We start from the raw sequence: 16,852 nt of genomic DNA on the forward strand, positions 1-16,852 counted from the left end.
AGCCGCCCCACGCGGCCCAGCCGGCGCATCAAGGCGAGGCGGCCCGCGCCGCGCACGCCGGACAGACAACGGGGAGCAGCGGCGAGACCCGCGCGGAGCACCTGCACCACCTGGAGCACCTGAAGCACCTGGAGCACGTCAAGCACGAAGAGCACCTGAAGCATCTGGAGCACGTCAAGCACGAAGAGCATCTGGAGCACCTGGAACACGTGCGGCACGAGGAGCACCTGGAACATGTGGAGCACGAGGAGCACTTGGCCCACCTCCGTTCGGAGGACAGCGGCCACAGCACCATGCGACGGAACTGGAAGCGCTACCGGCCGCGTAACCGTCTGCAGTGGGCCGCTGCGGGCGGCGCTGGGCTGGTCGTGGTGGCCGCGGTCGCCGGCATCGCCGCCGCGGCGGGCGGCGGGGGCGGAGGCGGGACCTCCGCCTTCCCACTCGGCGGGGCCTCCGTGGCGGCCCACGCCGCCACGGGCGGCGCCGGAGGCGGCTCCGCGGGGGCGCCAAGCACCGCGAGCCCGGTCAACTGCATTACGAGCGAGGGATACCTCCTCGGATGGGTATCAATGCCGTCGACACCGGACACGATGGCCACCGCGGTCCAGAAGACGATCCAGTACTGCTACCTTGACTCGCCCTCGACCCCGGTCTCGGTCGCGTGCGGCGCCCTGGAGACCGTCCGCGCGCGTTCGTACACGCCAGGCCAGTACATCACCTCCTACTTCTATCCCTGCACGGTCAAGGTCAGCGGGCCGAACGCGAGCCTCTTCAGCGGCCAGTACAAGTTCGAGCTCACCCCGAGCACCGGCGAGTGGTCGGATGAGGATGATTAACGGCTGAGATTTCACCCGCCGCTGACACAGATGACTGGCATCGTCTCCGCCATCCCCCACACTCGCAGCCGCTGCCGGAGCTGGGCTCCGGAATCGCCATGATCACTGAGACGGACCGAGGCGTCGGCGTCTCAGGAACGTGTCAAATCCCAGGTCATGCTCGACAAGATGCCTGAGACGGGACAGCTGGCCGCTGGCCGGTGTAGCGCAGTTCCAGCAAGGTGATACCGGCCGCGATCTCCCGGAACGCGTCACCAAGCTCGCTCCGGTCAAGCCCGTCGGCTCCTCCTGCCAGGCGCTGGAGTAACCGGGAGGCCGGGCCATAACTGAATGGAAGCCATTGATTGACTGCGGCCGACTGCAAACGGGGACCGGGATGTGACAGTCGTGGAGGCCTGTCGGTGGGCGGCTCGTTCTCAGGAGTGCGCTGTCATGTAGCCGAGTACCTCGGCGGCGTCGGTGCTTTCGGCGTACAGGGCCGAGTCGGGGTCGTCTTCGGCGACGCGCCAGACGCCATAGCGCTTGTCCCGGAAGGCTGACCACCATGGGTGCTGCTCGAGGAAGCTTGTGAGCTGCGCGACTGCGCCGGGCGCGGGGAGGCTGGTCATGGGTTCCTACCTGGCTCGGGGTGCGATTCCTTGTAACTAGACAGTACAGACACTATGAGTTAGTAGAGTCACTATAGACGGTGTGCGCAGGTCAGGCCGGGCTTGCGATCATGGACCCCATGCCGCCACGGGGACCGGAACTGCCCTCCCGCCAGGTCGAGGACGACCTGCGCCGGCGGTGCAGCGCTGGGGAATGGGAGCCTGGCGAGCGGCTGCCGGCTGTGGCCGAGCTAGCGCACCAGTACGGCGTGGCCCGCAACACCGTCATCAAGGCACTGCGGCGCCTGGCCGAGGATGGCCTAGTCGAGATCGTGCCGAACTGGGGAACATTCCGGACGCGGGAATAGGCGGGCCGTCGCGGGCCCCTGCGTGAAGATACTCATTGCACTGCTGCTCTGCAGCGTCGGGAGCCCGCGGCTCACCCGCGCCTATCCGGGCCTCCCGGCGGCGCCGTCAGGGACTCAGATCGTTGACGCCTAACTAGCCGAAGATCTGATCCATAACTTCAGCGCCGCGAGTCAACGCAGGCACGATCTGATGCCGGTAGACCAGCTCAGTCGTAGCTGTCTGGTTGTGTCCCGCCAGCAGCGCGATGGCTTCGACCGGCACTCCGTGGGCAGAGAGCAGCGACACGAACGTGTGCCGCAGTTCCCGCGGCACCCACGTCTTACCGAGCCCGGCAGCCTCGGTAATCACGCGGAACTGCCTGCGCACATTGTGGTCATCCAGCGGCGTTCCGACCGTCGACGCGAACACCAGGTTGTGGTCTCGCCATAGCGGCCCCGCCGCGAGCCGGTCCTCCGCCTGCCGCACCCGGTGCTCCCGCAGCGCCTCAACACATTTGCGCGGCAGCGCCAGCGTCCTCCGAGACTTCGGCGTCTTGGTATCCCCGCCGGCGCGTTCGGCGCGCCACACGAACACCGCCAGCTGCTCGTGATCAAACCCGGCCTCGCTCACGGGCTGCCACTGGCCATCGACCCAAGCCACAACATGATCCCAGCGCAGCGCCCGAACCTCCTCCGTCCGCAGGCCCGCGAGCAACGACACGACGATGTACGCTTCCAGCCGCGTCCCCTTGGCCGCAGCCATCAGCGCAACCGCCTGCTCCAAGGTCAGCGACTTCGACGGCCGCCCGCCCCGCTGCCCCTTCGGCGCGTCCACCAGCGCGGCGACGTTCCGCCCCACCAGGTCGTCACGCTCAGCCTGCCGGATCGCACGGACCAGCACGTTATGCGCGATCTGCAGCGTCCGCGTCGACAGCTCCGGCGCCGTCCTGCCCAGCGCACCCTGGACATCCCCCGCAGTGAGCTCCGTCAGCCTGACGCCGCCTAGCTCCTCGTTCAACGCCTTCACGATCGTGCCGCGGTACAAGGTCACGGTTCGTGACGAGAGCCCGTCCAGGCCGTGAGCCAGCCAGTCCTCGAGCGCGTCGCCCACGGTGTAGCGCCGCCGCGGCCGCAGCCCGCTGTCCACCTGCTGATGAAGTTCGCGGAGCCTGTCGCGGACCTCGGCCTTGGTCCGCCCGCTGACCTTCTTCCGGATGCGCGTCCCATCCGCGCTGAAACCCAGGCTGACCGCACCGACAAACCGGTTCCTGGACTCGTCCCAGTAGATCGAGTCCTCACCGTACCCGCGGCGTTTGCTTGTGGCTTGGGTCATACCTCCCAGCGTAACGCTGATGGCTCCCAGTTTGGCTCCCAGCCGCGCCGGGAGGCCTTTCAAATGGCCGCTGAGCTGTGCGCCAGGCAGGATTCGAACCCGCGACCCGCTGCTTAGAAGGCAGCTGCTCTATCCGGCTGAGCTACTGGCGCCCGGTGACCATTGTGCATGGCGAAGATCACACGTTGGGCACGCGCGGATCGCATTGTGCGGCGCCGCTCATCACCGACCGTAGCGGACCGCATCTGCTCCAATTTTACCGAACGATCCCGCCTTGCTCCCCAGACCGCACCGCTGCCACGACCGAAGCCGGCCGCCCCCGCGCCAGGGACACCGGCCATTCGCATCGCGCGGATCTGGCTGGCGCGCCGCGATAGTGTTCAGCTATGCCCGACACGGTTCTGTACACCGCCGAGGCGGTGTCTACTGGCGACGGCCGCAACGGCCATGTCACCTCGTCTGACCATCGGATCGACCTGGACCTCGCGTTCCCGCCCGAACTAGGCGGGACCGGCGCCGGCGCCAACCCTGAAGAGCTGTTCGCAGCGGCTTACGCCGCCTGCTTCCACAGCGCGCTGCGCCTGGTGGCGGGCCGCGAGCACACTTCGCTCGGCGATTCCACGGTGACCGCGCAGGTGGGCATCGGCCCGGAGGGCGACGCCTTCGGCCTGATCGTTACCCTGGTCGTCCACGTCCCGGGCCTGGAGCGGGACAAGGTCCGCGACTTCGCGGATACCGCCCACCAGGTATGCCCGTACTCCCGCGCCACCAGGGGAAACATCAGCGTGGAGCTGCGCGTCCTGTGAGGCGCGATCGCCGCCATGGCAGCGATCGCACGGCATCGGGTTCCTCGGCGCCGGGCTGACCATCGTGCGCCGTGACGCCGTGCACGGGCTGCGCGGCCCGGACGGCGCCCGGCTGGAACTGCTCGCCGACCCGCTCGGCGAGATGTGCGGCGCCAAGGTCCCGTAAGCCGCTCGGGGTGACCGACGGCGTGGGTGACAGCGACGGCGCCGGTGTGGGTGAGGACGTCAGCGTCGGTGTGGGTGAGGGTGAGGGCGTCGGGCTCGGCGTGGGCGCAGGCGGCGCCAGCTTCTCCGCCTGCTCGTACAGGACTCGTATCGCCGAGCCGAAATACGGGCTGTACGACGCCCACTCGTAGTCGCCGCCCTCTTCGTAGCCCCCGATGCCGCCGAACACCGTGCCGGTCCCGTTTCTGGCGTCGTAACCGATGATCCACGGGCCGCCGCTGGTGCCGATCCAGAAGCCGTGGCAGTAGAACTCCATCTGGCCGGCCCGGAACTTGAAGCTCTTCGTCAGGCACCGGACCGGCTCGGTGTCGGTGTCGTTATAGCCGATGACCTCGATGGTCTGCTTGTACGGCAGCGTGAAGCCGAGCGTCAGGGCACCGGTGACGGCCTGGATCCTGGCGCCGCTAGCCTGGCCCACCGCCAGGAACGCGAAGTCGAGGTCGGGATCGTGGGACTTCTGCCAGCCGGGCGCCACGACGATCGACTGGACGGCCCACGCGCCGTAGGGCTCATGCCCTCGGTCGTAGCCGGGGACATAGATGACGTTGGCAGCGAACTCTTTCGCGTCGACGCAGTGCGCGGCCGTGACGACCAGGTCGCCGAGCGCGGACTTCACCGCGTCGGCGGTGCAGAAGTGGTCCTGCCCGCTCATCGAGGTGAACAGCGCCCCCGTGGTGGGCACGCCGCTGAAGTGAACCGCGGTCGGGATCCCCTTGGGCGGCTCGACCGCCGGCCGTGCCGTGGCCGGGGGAAGCGCCGCGGACCGCGCCGCCGCCATCCGGGCCGGCGTCCAGTAGGCGAGCGCGCCGCGCTGCGCGGCCGCGCTGATCTGATGAACGACCGCGCTCACGGCCGGCCGCGCTGCCGCCACCGACACGCCGGCGCCGAGCCCCACGGCGGCGAGCACGCCAAACACGGCGACAAGCGTTATCCCCCGTGTGCCGCCCGTCCCTCGCGCGCACATCCGCCCGGACACCGAGACTCCCATGACTGCGCCACCTGGTCCGCCATGTGAATCCAATCACGGTACGCCCGGGTTTAACCGGGAAACGCCCCGCGGCCGCGTGCTCCCGCCGCCGCGCCTTGGCCCGCCCGTCATCCGGACAACACGTGTCACGGCCAGGCGGGTCGTGGCGTCACTTAAGCGGGATCCAGAGCCGCACGGTGGTCCCGGCCCCCGGCGCGGACGACAGCCGGGCGTAGCCGCCGTGGGCGGTGGCGATGGCGTGCACGATCGAAAGCCCGAGGCCGCTGCCCGCGACCTCGGCTCCGGCGGCCCGGTGCCCGTTCAGTCGGCCCGCGCGGGCGCCGTCGCCTGAACCGCGGTAGAAGCGGTCGAAGGCGCGCGCCGCGTCGCAGGCGGACATGCCAGGGCCGTCGTCGGCGACCTCGAGCACGGCGCCGTCGCTTTCCTCGAACACCCGCACCGTTGCGGGAGTGCCCGGCGGCGTGTGCGCGCGCACGTTGCCGAGCAGGTTCGCGAGCACCTGGCGCATCCGCGGTTCATCGACGGTCACCACCAGGCTGGGCGGCAGCTGCGCGGCGACCTCGCGGTCCGGCTCGACCGCCCGCGCGTCGGCGACCGCGTCCCTGGCCACGGTCGTCAGGTCTGTCTCCGTCAGGTCGAGGGAGGAAGGGCGGCCAAGACGGGCCAGCTCGAGCAGCTCGGCGACCAGCATGCTCATGCGTTCGGCCTCCTGCTCGATCCGCCGCATGGCGTTCGGCAGCTCGTCCGGGCCCAGCGCGCCCTGCCGGTAGAGTTCCGCGTACCCCCGGATCGTGGTCAGCGGCGTGCGCAGCTCGTGCGAGGCGTCCGCGGCGAACTGACGCACCTTCTGCTCGGACTGCAGCCGCGCGCCGAAGGCCTGCTGGATCCGGTCCAGCATCGTGTTGATCGCCGCCGCGAGCCGGCTGGTCTCCTGGCGGCTGCCCGCGTCCGGCATCCGCGCGGCCAGGTCACCGCTGCCGGTGATCAAGTCCGCCGTGCGCGCCATCCGGTCCAGCGGCGCCAGGCCGCGGCCGATCAGCCAGCTCCCGCAGACCGCGAGCAGGGCGAGCAGGATGCCGCCGGTGATCAGCTCGGCGAGCACGACGGCGCGCACGTGACTGGCGACGGCGCTGACCGGCCGGCCGACCAAGACGATGTACTGGCCGGACGGCAGCAGGTCATCGGCGTCCGGGGTTATCGTCACCGGGCGCCATGCCGCCTGCAGCGCGGGCCCGGCGGACAGGTCGAGGCGGAACGGCTGGTCGCGGCTGGCGAGCGTGTTCAGGTACGCGGTCACGCCCGCGGCCGGCTTGCCGGCCAGCCTGGCGAGCATTTCCCGCAGTTCGGCCGAGACGGCGGAACCCGGCGTAAGCTCCCCTGCCTTGGCAGTTCCCAGCGAGAGGTAAGCGCCGTCGAACCCGTCGGTCGCCTTGGCGATGTCCATCACCGGCTGCCTGGCCGCCAGCCGGAGCTCGGCGTCGGACTGGTTTTGCTCGAGCGTGCTGAGCACTACCGTGCTGACCACGCCCATCACGATGAGGAAGATGGCGGTCAGCGCGATCAGGCCGGCGAGCAGCCGGGCCCGCAGCGACGGCGACCTCCGCCGCCAGATCATGCCGGCCACCCCGTGCTGCCCCCGGGTCACGGGGCACGCAGGCTGTAGCCGACGCCGCGCTGGGTGTGGATGAGCGGCGGGCCGAGCGGATCGAGCTTTCGTCGCAGGTAGCTCACGTACGTCTCGAGGACCTGGGACTGCCCGGCGTACTCCCAGCCCCACACGTTCTCAAGCAGCTGCTTGCGGGTGAGCATCAGGCCCTGGTTGCGCATCAGGTAGGCGAGCAGCCGGAACTCGGTCGGCGACAGCTCGACGGGGACGCCCGCGCGCCGAACCGTCCACTGGTCCTCGTCCAGCTCCAGGTCGGCGACGCGCAGCGTGGCGGCGCCGTCGCCGTCGCGGCTCTTCTCCCGTTGCCTGGCGGCGCGCCGCAGGACTGCCCGCACCCGCGCCACCAGGGCCTCGACCGAGAACGGCTTGGTGATGTAGTCGTCGCCGCCGAGCGCCAGCCCGGTTATGGTGTCCGAGGTGGTGTCCCTAGCCGTGAGAAAGATGACCGGCACGTCGTTGGCGTTCGCGCGAAGCCGCCGGCACACCTCGAAGCCGTCGATGTCGGGGAGCATCACGTCGAGCACGATCAGGTCCGGGTTGCCGACCGAGGCCAGCTCGAGGGCGTCCATACCGGTCGCGCCGGTCGTCACCGCGCAGCCGTGGAACTTCAGCGCCACCTGAACGAGCGCGCAGATATTCGGCTCGTCGTCGACGACCAGCACCTTCGGGATCAGGTCAGCTTCTGTCATGGGTCCTCTTGACTCATTGTGCCCCGTTCTGGTCACCGCCCGCGCCGGGTCGGCCCCGCCGCGCCGCGGCCCGGCGCCCCTGCCGGCGACCGCCCGCCGGTTCTGCCCGGCCGGGGACCCCGGGGACCCCGGGGACCCCGGGACCCCGGGACCGGCCGGCGCTCCCGCTCCCAGCCATGGCGGCGAGTATTGTAGCCGGACCTTGGGCTCCTGGGAAGGATCCCGCGGAATAACCTGACAAGCTGATACGCCCGTGCCCGGCCGGCATCGACGTGCGAAGGGACGCCGAACTTCGGCGCCGCGCAGCCCGGTTCCTTGAACCGCGATTCGCGATTTAGATACGCTCGTGCGTCGTGAGTTCTGCCGTGAGCACTCGCGCCCCCGTGCGCGCGAAATTCCGGCGAAACCCCGAAATCAGGCATTTTCGAGGGAGGGCGGAGTTGGGCGATTACGCCTATGGCGCGACCGTCGCGAAACGCCGCTTGTCCCGTAGGCTGGCCGAATTCCGGATAAACGCTGGCTATACCGCCAGTCATGTCTGCGATGCGCTGGACTGGGGACGCGGCAAAGTGGGCCGCTTCGAAGCCAACCAGTGGAAGCGGCCGGAGATGAGCGACATCCGCGACCTCATCCGGATCTACGCGATCGAGGCTGGCGAGCGGCAAGAGGTCGAGGAGCTGGCGGTCCGGTGCCGGGTCCGGCCGTGGTGGCGGGATTACGGCGAGATCTTCGACAGCGAGTTCCCCGGCTACGAGAACGACGCGAGCAGCATCCGCGTCTACATGCCGCTGGCGATTCCCGCCCTGCTGCAGACGCCCGCCTACATGCAGGCCCAGCTCAGGACCACCCCGCACGCTCCCGCTTTTCGGCGTAAGGCGGCCGAGGCCAGGCTGCGCAGGCAGCGGATCCTGGACCGGACCGACGGGACCGCGCCGTACCTGAGAGCCGTGATCACCGAGGCGTCGCTGCTGTACCAGTGGGGCGAGCGCGACGACCGCAGGAAGCAGCTGGAGCATCTGGTGCGGCTGAGCCGGCGGTGCAACGTCGAGCTGAGGATCCAGCGGTTCGACGACGGCCCGCCCGCCGGCATCTACTCGATGGTGCACATCCTCGGCTTCAGCGAACACGACGAGCCGCCGCTCGTGTTCGTGGCGACCGACTACTCCATCGACGAGGTGCGCGACCCCGAAGCCGCGGGCGGTTATATCCAGTCGTTCGGCCGGGCGTATGACGCGGCGCTCGCACCAGCCGATTCCACGGCCTACCTCGAAAAGCTGGCTCAGCAAATGGAGTGACCCGGTGACGCGGGCCGGCGGATGGCGGCCAGCCGCCATCCGCCGGCCCGCTAGGAGAACATCCCGGGAACATCACGGAAACGGCTCGAAGCAATCGGCAACAGGCGGAATCATTTGAAACAGCCAGTGACAGCAGCATCATTGGCAACAGGCGGCAGCAACACGGTCAAAATGCCGTCATCAAGCTTAAATTCCCCCCTGAGATGAGGCCGCAAAGTCACCTTAGGTAGGCGTTAGCGGCAATGGGCATTTATGCCGGTTCCGGCTGGCGGATATACGGTGATGCGACGATGCGCACACATTTGCGGCGACCGCGGCACACCGGCCGATAGGGGTTTTGCTTCCTTGTCAAAGTGGCAAAGTGTACTGTGAAGTGACGCAGATGACTCAGAACCTGTGCTTCGCGGATTGGCGCACAGGGCCCGGGCAGCGGACTCCGGCGGCGCGAGCGGCCGGTTACCCTGGAGGCGGACGGGCTGGGGCCGGAGGCAGCGAGTGGATGACGGGTTGCGGATGGTTGAGGTCGGCACGTGCAGCGCCTGGCCTCTTCCGGGTGACCCGACGTGCGCGGGCGTCGCCAGGCGAATGTTCCGCCGCGCCGCGGCCGGGCTCGCGGTCGAGCCCGCGGCGGTAGACGACGGCGTGACGATGGTCAGCGAGCTGGTCGCCAACACCCTGCATGTCCAGCTCGAGCAGCGGCCACAGCAGCGCCAGCTGCCGCGGGGCACCCCCGAACTGTGGCTCTACCTGCGGGGCAGCGGCCCGCGCCGCGAGCTCGTGTGCAAGGTCTTCGACTCCTTCCCCGGCTGGCTGCGCGGGAACGTCCCCGGCCGCGGCGTCCCCCGTCCCCCGGCCGACGCGCTGAGCGGCCGCGGCCTCGAGATCGTGCACGAGCTGTCCCGGGGCCGCTGGGGTCACCACCTCACCAGGTCCCGGCTGTCCGGCTGGGAGGTGCGCGGCAAGGCCGTGTGGTTCGCGGTGCCGGCCGGCGCGCCCCGCGCCGGGGTCACCGGGCCGTGGGCGCGCGAGCCGGACCGGTACGCGCGGATGGCCGCCGGCCAGGCCATGACGGAGCTGGAGACCGGGCTCGCCGCCAGGGGGTTCAGCGGCAGGATGGTCCGCGCCGACGACCCCGCCGCCGACATGGCGGTGCTCTCGGTGTGCACCGGCCTGACGGTCTGGTGCCGGGCAGGCGTGGCATGGCTGCGCGCGCCCGGGCTCAGCGGTCACCAGTGGAGCTTCTCAGACCTGGTCGAGGTCGCCGAACAGACCGTCCAGGCCTACGAGACGCTGGCCGCAAGGGACGAGCCGCCGCGATTCGCCGACGCGGCCCGGACCTGGGCATTAGTCCCCGTCTAGCTCGCACCGCCCGCCCCCACCTGACCCCGCCGCCAAGCCGTTCGCGCGAGCCGAGAGCCGAAGCTAACCGATGTCCGCGGCGAGCGCGCCGTAGGTTCGCAGCACCACCTCCCAGAAGCGATCGGGGTCGATTTCAGTCGCCACCGCCGCGTTCGGGATGACTGACGGGGAGAAGTCGGTCACGGTCATCCCCGACGTCAGCCGTCCCGTGGTTTCCACCTGCACCAAGGCCGGCGTGTACGTGAAGACCGCGGGCGTGGCCACCGACACCACGGCGCACACGTCGTGCACGGGTGGTTCCCCCGCCACGTTGTGCGCGTCCGCGTACTGCGCGAGCGCGGGCAGCAGCAACTCCGCGCCCAAAGCCCCGAACTCCCGCATCTGCTCCTGCACCGCGGCCGTTGCCCGTGCCCGCAGCGTGACGTCCAGCCCGATCATCCGGACCGTCCAGCCCGCGCCGAACACCACCGAGGCCGCCTCGGGGTCGGCCCACATATTGAACTCGGCGGCATGGTTGACGTTGCCGCGCCCGGCGGATCCGCCCATGATCACGAAATCGCGCACCCACCGTACGAGCCGCGGCTCGCGGCGCAGCGCCAGCGCGATGTTGGTCAGCGGCCCGGTCGCGACCAGCGTGATCTCGCCGGGCGCGGCGGCGAGCGTGTCGACGATGAAGTCGATCGCGTGCCCGTCCGCGGCCTCCCGCGCCGGCTTCGGCAGGACCGCGCCGCCTAGGCCCGACTCGCCGTGCACGCGGCCCGCGTCACGCGCCGGCCGCAGCAGCGGCGCGGCGCAGCCGGCCGTCACCGGCACGGCGCCGGCGCCGACAAACGACGCGACGGCCAGCGCGTTCGCCGTGGTCTTGTCCAGTCCGACGTTGCCCGCCACGGTGGTGATCCCGGCGAGCTCGATCTCGGGATGCCCGGCCGCGAACGCGATCGCCAGCGCGTCGTCTATCCCCGGGTCGCAGTCGAGAATGATCGTAGCCACGCGCTCCATTGTCCCCGGGGGACGACCTGGCCCCCGCGGGGGTAACCTCATCACCTGAGGAGGTCGCTCCCATGCACCAGCCGCCCATTTCGCAGATCGACTCCACCGACCCGGAGATCGCGCAGTTGATCCACGACGAGGCACGCCGCCAGGCCGAGAAGATGCGGCTGATCCCGTCGGAGAACTACGTGTCGCTGGCGGTGCTCGAGGCGTGCGGCACCGTCTTGACCAACAAGTACTCCGAGGGGTACCCGGGCAAGCGGTACTACGAGGGCCAGCAGGTCATCGACCAGATCGAGTCGCTCGCGATCGAGCGGGCGAGGGCGCTGTTCGGCGTGGACCACGCGAACGTGCAGCCGTATTCGGGGTCGCCCGCGAACCTGGCGGTCTACCTGGCGTTCGCCCAGCCGGGCGACACGGTCATGGGGATGGCGCTGCCGATGGGCGGCCACCTCACGCACGGGGCCGGCGTGGCTGTCGGCGGCAGGTGGTTCCACGCCGTGCAGTACGGGGTGCGACGCGACACCGGCCGGGTCGACCTGGATGAGGTGCGTGACCTCGCGCTGAAGGAACGCCCCAAGATCATTTTCGCGGGCGGCACCGCGATCCCGCGCACCATCGACTTCCCCGCCTTCGCGGCGATCGCCGCGGAGGCAGGCGCGGTGCTCATCGCCGATATCGCGCACATCGCCGGCCTGATCGCCGGCGGCGCGCACCCGTCGCCGGTGGGCTACGCGCCCGTGATCACCACCACGACGCACAAGACGTTGCGCGGGCCGCGGGGCGCGATGATCATGACAGACGCCGCGCACGCGTCGGCGATCGACAGGGCCGTGTTCCCCGGCCTGCAGGGCGGGCCGCACAACCATACGACCGCCGCAATCGCGGTGGCGCTGAAGGAGGCCGCGCAGCCGTCGTTCCGCGCCTACGCCGCGCAGGTCGTCGCCAACGCCGCCGCCCTCGCGTCCGCGCTGCTCGCCCGGGGATACGACCTGATCTCCGGCGGGACCGACAACCACCTGCTGCTCGTGGACCTGACATCGAAGGGGATCGGCGGCAAGCCTGCCGCCAAGGCGCTTGACCGGGCCGGCATCGAGCTGAACTTCAACACGGTCCCGTTCGACCAGCGCCGCCCGTTCGACCCGTCCGGCATCCGCCTCGGCACGCCCGCGATCACCACGCGAGGGCTTACCGAGCAGCACATGCCACAGCTCGCGGCCTGGATGGACGACGCGATCACCGCCGCGACGAAGGACGACGAGGCCGCGCTCGACCATATCGCGGCGGAGATACGCGACCTGCTCGCCGCCTACCCCACCCCCGGCTGGTCCCCGAATCCGTAGGCCCCGCGTCGGCCCGTTACCTGCCCGGGCGCCGGCCCGTTACCTGCCCGGGCGCCTGCCCAGGCCGGAACCGGCCGTGACAGCGTCTGGCCGCGGCCCGCGGTCCCGGCTCCAGACCGTGATCTCAGATACTGAGACACCTCGGCCAACATAGGACCCGAGACGCAGCTCTTGTGCCCGATTTTGTCCCGTTTTGTCCATGCCGCTTGGGTCCTATGTCGCCCTGGACGGCGGGCAGCGCCCGGTATGCGCGGTCCGGGCGGGCGGCTCGCGACGCCACCCCGCGGGCAGGCGACCCCGAAGGCTGTAACGACGTAGTAGCAGTGTTATCAGAGTTAAATTTGACTACGTATGAGTGTGAACTTATATTCGATCGATAGGTTCAAATGCGCTGGACCGTTGGAACAAGTAGTACGCCAGCCTTCTCCCAGGCGTGTCAAGCATTGCCGGGTCACGGCGCGCCGCCCCAGCGAGCGACGTTCCCCGGTTGGCGTGCGGGGGGTGCGAGACGACACATGAACAGGGTGTATGGCGACCCGGTCGAGGTCCAGGCGAGGGAGGACGGCCGCCCGGCCAGGTTCGTGTGGCGGGGGAGGCGCTACGCGGTGGGCTCGGTAGTCGACTACTGGGTGGTCAACCGGGAGTGGTGGCAGGAGCCCGATCCGGTCCCGGCGCAGCCGGAGCTGGAGTTCTGGCGGGTCGAGGCATCGGCAGGCCAGGGACTGCCGCCGGGCACCTACGAGCTGCGCCGGGACGTGGCGGCCGGAACCTGGACGCTGCGCCGGGTGACGGACTGACGGACTGACGGACTGACGGACTGACGGCCATCTGCCCAAAGGGGGTGCGCGGGTGACTGACCCGGCACAGTTCGCTCATCTGCACGTCGCGTCGTCGTTCTCGCTGCGTTACGGCACGGCGACCCCGGGCGCGCTGGTCGCGCGGGCGGCGGAGCTCGGCATGCCCGCGCTGGCGCTGACCGACCGGGACGGGCTGTACGGCGCGTTCAAGCACACCCAGGCGTGCGTCAACGCCGGGGTCAAGCCGGTGCTCGGCGCCGACCTGGCGGTCCCCGGCGCCGGGCCAGGAACAGGCCGGGTGACGCTGCTCGCGACCGGCCGCCAGGGCTGGGCGTCGCTGTGCCGCCTGGTCTCCGCGGCGCACGCCACCGTCCGCCGGGAAAGCCGGGAAAGCCGGCAAAGCCGGGAAAGCCGCAGGCAAAGCCGCAGGGAAAGCCCAGGTAGCCCGGAAGGCCAGCAAGGCCGGGAAAGCCAGCAAATCCGCCAGCAAAACAGCCGGGAAACCAGGGGAGACACGCAGGACACCCCCGCCGTGACTCCCCAGCTGATCGCCGAACACGCCGACGGCCTCGTCATCCTCCTCGGCCCGGCCAGCGACGTGGGCCAGGCGATCGCCGCCCGCCGTCCCGACCAGGCCAGGAAGGCCCTGGACCGCTGGCGCCACCTCAGCGACACCGTCGTCGAGGTCGTCGACCACCTGGAGCACAAGAGCACGGTCCGCGCCGCCCGGATGGCCGAGCTGGCACAGAACGCGAAAGTCCCCGCCGTGCTGACCAACGCCGTCAGGTACCTGGACCCGGCCGACAGCCGGGCGGCGCAGGTGCTTGACGCGGCGCGGCACCTGGTCCCGCTCGGCTCACCCGCCCTGGTCCCGCACAACGGCCGCGCGTACCTGGCGAGCCAGGAAGACATGGCCGCCGCCGCCGAACGCGTCGCCGCCGCCATGGGCGCCCGGCGCAAGAGGACAACCGCGAGGGGTCTGCTCCAGGCGACCGCCGAGCTCGCCGACAAGTGCGCGCTTGACCCGGCCCGCGACCTGGGCATCGGCACCCACCACCTGCCAGAGACAAAAATCCGCCCGGGCGCGGAGCAGCGGGAGCTCACGGAACGTTGCGAGCACGCGCTCGCGCACGGCCGCTACCGCACCGCGCACCCGGCGAACCGCCCGCAGGGAACCAGCCAGCGCAGCGCCGCCAGAAACGCCCGTGACCGCCTCGAACACGAGCTGAACATCATCGCCCATACCGGCATGGCCTCCTACTTCCTCACCGTGGCCGACGTCGCGGACCGGATAAGAAACAACGGCATCCGCTGCGCCATCCGCGGCTCGGGCGCGGGCAGCTTCGTCAACCACCTGCTCGGCATCAGCGCGATCGACCCGCTCGAGCACGACCTGCTCATGGAGCGGTTCCTGTCGCCAGTCAGGACCACGCTGCCCGACATCGACCTCGACGTGGAGTCAGCGCGCCGCCTTGAGGCGTATCAAACGATCTTCGACGCCTACGGCAACGAGCGCACCGCCTGCGTCTGCATGATGGAGACGTACCGGGCCAGAAGCGCGATCAGGGACGTCGCCGCCGCGATGTCGCTGCCCCCAGACGAGATCAACACGATCGCCAAGGCCTTCCCGCACATCCGCGCCAGGCATATCAGCACCGCGCTCACCGAACTGCCCGAGCTAAGGAACTCCAGGCTGGACGCCCCGCAGCTCGCGACCGTCTTCCAGATCGCGCAGCAGCTCGACGGCCTGCCCAGGCACGTCGCCATGCACCCGTGCGGCGTGCTGCTGTCCAACGACACGCTCCTGGACCGGACCGCGACCCAGCAGAGCACGGAAGGGTTCCCGCTGAGCCAGCTGGACAAGGACGACGCGGAGATCGCCGGGGTGATCAAGCTGGACGTGCTCGGCGTCCGCATGCAGTCCGCGATGGCCCACACCCTGGCCGAGATAAAGCGGACCGAGCACGAGGACATCGACCTGGACGCGATACCACGGGGCGACGAGAGCACCTACGCGATGATCGGTTCCTCGCGCACGATCGGCTGCTTCCAGATCGAGTCGCCCGGCCAGCGCGAGCTGGTGAAGAAGCTCGCCCCCCGCGACGTCCAGGACCTGATCGTGGACATCTCCCTGTTCCGCCCCGGCCCGGTCAACTCGGACATGATCTCGCCGTTCCTGCGTGTCAGGCACCACCTCGCCGAGCCGCGGTTCCCCCACGAAAGGCTCAGGGAAGCGCTCGAAGAGACCGGGGGAGTGGTGGTCTTCCACGAGCAGGTGCTGCGCGTCATCGACACGATGACCGGCTGCGGGCTGCCGGAAGCCGATCTTGTCCGCCGGCACCTGTCGGCGGACAACGGCCCGCAGCGGACCGAGCCGTGGTTCCGCGCGCGGGCGCTGGCCCGGGGCTTCGACCCGGTGACGGTCGACCGGGTGTGGGAGGTGGTCGCGGCGTTCGGCGGCTTCGGCTTCTGCAAGGCGCACGCCGCGGCGTTCGCGATCCCTGTCTACCAGTCGGCGTGGCTGAAGCGCCACCATCCGGCCGCGTTCTACGCCGGCGTGCTCACCCACGACCCGGGCATGTACCCCAAGCGCGTGATCGTCCAGGACGCGCGGCTGGCCGGGATCCCCGTGCTCCCTGTCGATGTCAACGCATCCGCCGCGCAGTGGGAAGTTCAAGATCCATCATCCCGAACGATCCCCCCCGCCTCCCCAGCCATCCGCGTCTCCCTAAGGGAGGTGAAGGGCATCAGCGACTCCGAAGTGGAAAGGATCGTCGCCGGCCAGCCGTACACCTCGCTGCGTGACTTCTGGGAGCGCGCGCGGGTCTCCCGCCCCGTGGTGGAACGCCTGGTCCTGATCGGCGCCTTCGACTCCCTCTACGAGGCGCCCGCGCCAGGCGCCCCCGTGCCCGCTGACTCCGCTTGCGCCGCTTCCGCGGCCCACGCCCCCCTGCCCGCTGACTCCGCTTGCGCCGCTTCCGCGGCCCACGCCCCCGTGCCCGCTGACTCCGCATGCGCCGCTTCCGCGGCCCACGCCCCTGCCTCCGCATGCGCCGCTTCCGCGGTCCACGCCCCTGCCTTCGCTGGCCCCGCCCCCGCCGCGCCTGCCCCTATGTCACCTTCAGACTCACATATCACGTCACCTCCACCCGCCACTCCATCTCCAGCATCGGCAGCCCCTCCCTCCAGTCCCTCCAGGCGGGACCTGCTCGCCCGGGTCGGCGTGCTCGACCGGGCGGGCGCCCGCGCCACGGCGCCCGCGCTTGACCTGTTCGCGGACGCCGAGGCGGCCGACGGCATGGCGGACCTGGTGCCCGCGGGCCAGCTGCGCGACCTCGACCTGGCCGAACGCGTCGCCGCCGAGCTCGACATCCTCGGCTTCGACGTCAGCGGCCACGTGCTGGACTTCTACGCCGGCCTGCTCGACGGGCTCGGCGTGGTCCGCTCCGACCGCCTGGACGGCTGCCGGAACGGGGAGACCGTCTGCGTCGCCGGGGTCAAGGTGGCGACGCAGACCCCTGCGGTCCGGTCCGGGCAGCGGATCATCTTCGCGTCGCTCGACGACGCGGTCGGCCTGGTGGACCTGGCGTT

General features: G+C 70.2%; 13 protein-coding genes, 1 tRNA gene and 1 pseudogene. 8 read left to right on the forward strand and 7 right to left on the reverse strand.

Annotated features, from left to right (window positions below; all coding sequences use genetic code 11):
• Positions 1-836, forward strand: a pseudogene (locus Q1N79_RS01555) (hypothetical protein); the annotation flags it as partial.
• A gap of 416 nt (positions 837-1,252) precedes the next feature.
• Here Q1N79_RS01555 and Q1N79_RS01560 read toward each other — a convergent pair.
• Positions 1,253-1,444 carry a hypothetical protein gene (locus Q1N79_RS01560; RefSeq protein WP_300603211.1) on the reverse strand — a complete coding sequence of 64 codons (192 nt, stop codon included), beginning with the start codon at positions 1,442-1,444 and terminating at the stop codon, positions 1,253-1,255.
• Positions 1,445-1,563: 119 nt separating this feature from the next.
• On the opposite strand from Q1N79_RS01560, the gene Q1N79_RS01565 reads away from it, so the two are divergent.
• Positions 1,564-1,791, forward strand: a complete 228-nt coding sequence (locus Q1N79_RS01565) for a winged helix-turn-helix domain-containing protein (protein ID WP_300603214.1) — start codon at positions 1,564-1,566, stop codon at positions 1,789-1,791.
• A 133-nt stretch (positions 1,792-1,924) separates the two neighbouring features.
• On the opposite strand, the gene xerC is transcribed toward Q1N79_RS01565, so the two are convergent.
• A complete protein-coding gene (gene xerC / locus Q1N79_RS01570; protein WP_300603216.1) occupies positions 1,925-2,917 on the reverse strand; it encodes a site-specific integrase in 993 nt (330 codons plus the stop codon).
• A gap of 264 nt (positions 2,918-3,181) precedes the next feature.
• Positions 3,182-3,255: transfer RNA gene (locus tag Q1N79_RS01575), tRNA-Arg, on the reverse strand.
• 234 nt (positions 3,256-3,489) lie between these two features.
• On the opposite strand from Q1N79_RS01575, the gene Q1N79_RS01580 reads away from it, so the two are divergent.
• The gene (locus Q1N79_RS01580) at positions 3,490-3,909 is read left to right on the forward strand and encodes an organic hydroperoxide resistance protein (protein ID WP_300603220.1); all 420 of its coding nucleotides are present in this window, start codon (positions 3,490-3,492) and stop codon (positions 3,907-3,909) included.
• Here the strand turns inward: Q1N79_RS01580 and Q1N79_RS01585 are convergent.
• From Q1N79_RS01585 to Q1N79_RS01595, 3 genes are all read right to left on the reverse strand, one after another.
• Positions 3,884-5,122: a trypsin-like serine protease gene (locus Q1N79_RS01585; RefSeq protein ID WP_300603223.1), complete on the reverse strand. Its 1,239-nt coding sequence runs from the start codon at positions 5,120-5,122 to the stop codon at positions 3,884-3,886. The two genes, Q1N79_RS01580 and Q1N79_RS01585, sit on opposite strands and share 26 nt — an antisense overlap.
• A 148-nt stretch (positions 5,123-5,270) precedes the next feature.
• On the reverse strand, positions 5,271-6,737 hold the full coding sequence (locus Q1N79_RS01590) for a HAMP domain-containing sensor histidine kinase (RefSeq protein ID WP_300603226.1): 1,467 nt from the start codon (positions 6,735-6,737) through the stop codon (positions 5,271-5,273).
• Between the two features lie 26 nt (positions 6,738-6,763).
• The gene (locus Q1N79_RS01595) at positions 6,764-7,477 is read right to left on the reverse strand and encodes a response regulator transcription factor (protein WP_300603229.1); all 714 of its coding nucleotides are present in this window, start codon (positions 7,475-7,477) and stop codon (positions 6,764-6,766) included.
• Positions 7,478-7,860: 383 nt separating this feature from the next.
• On the opposite strand from Q1N79_RS01595, the gene Q1N79_RS01600 reads away from it, so the two are divergent.
• Both Q1N79_RS01600 and Q1N79_RS01605 read left to right on the forward strand, forming a co-directional pair.
• Positions 7,861-8,772, forward strand: a complete 912-nt coding sequence (locus Q1N79_RS01600) for a helix-turn-helix transcriptional regulator (protein ID WP_300603252.1) — start codon at positions 7,861-7,863, stop codon at positions 8,770-8,772.
• Positions 8,773-9,267: 495 nt separating this feature from the next.
• A complete protein-coding gene (locus Q1N79_RS01605; protein WP_300603232.1) occupies positions 9,268-10,131 on the forward strand; it encodes a hypothetical protein in 864 nt (287 codons plus the stop codon).
• 63 nt (positions 10,132-10,194) lie between these two features.
• Here the strand turns inward: Q1N79_RS01605 and Q1N79_RS01610 are convergent, their stop codons facing one another.
• Complete coding sequence (locus Q1N79_RS01610) at positions 10,195-11,121, reverse strand: nucleoside hydrolase (RefSeq protein WP_300603234.1); 927 nt, start codon at positions 11,119-11,121, stop codon at positions 10,195-10,197.
• Between the two features lie 71 nt (positions 11,122-11,192).
• Between Q1N79_RS01610 and glyA the strand changes: the two genes are divergently transcribed.
• From glyA to Q1N79_RS01625, 3 genes are all read left to right on the forward strand, one after another.
• Entirely contained in the window at positions 11,193-12,464 is a 1,272-nt protein-coding gene (gene glyA, locus Q1N79_RS01615) for a serine hydroxymethyltransferase (RefSeq protein WP_300603246.1), read from the forward strand.
• A 515-nt stretch (positions 12,465-12,979) separates the two neighbouring features.
• Positions 12,980-13,261 (forward strand): DUF6504 family protein, encoded by a 282-nt coding sequence (locus tag Q1N79_RS01620; protein ID WP_300603248.1) that lies wholly within the window; start codon positions 12,980-12,982, stop codon positions 13,259-13,261.
• Between the two features lie 52 nt (positions 13,262-13,313).
• Positions 13,314-16,852: DNA polymerase III subunit alpha (locus Q1N79_RS01625; protein WP_300603250.1), on the forward strand; the 3,539-nt coding region annotated here is incomplete at its 3' end.

The sequence above is a fragment of the Trebonia sp. genome, assembly GCF_030042015.1.
In the GTDB taxonomy this organism is placed as follows: Bacteria; Actinomycetota; Actinomycetes; order Streptosporangiales; family Streptosporangiaceae; genus Trebonia.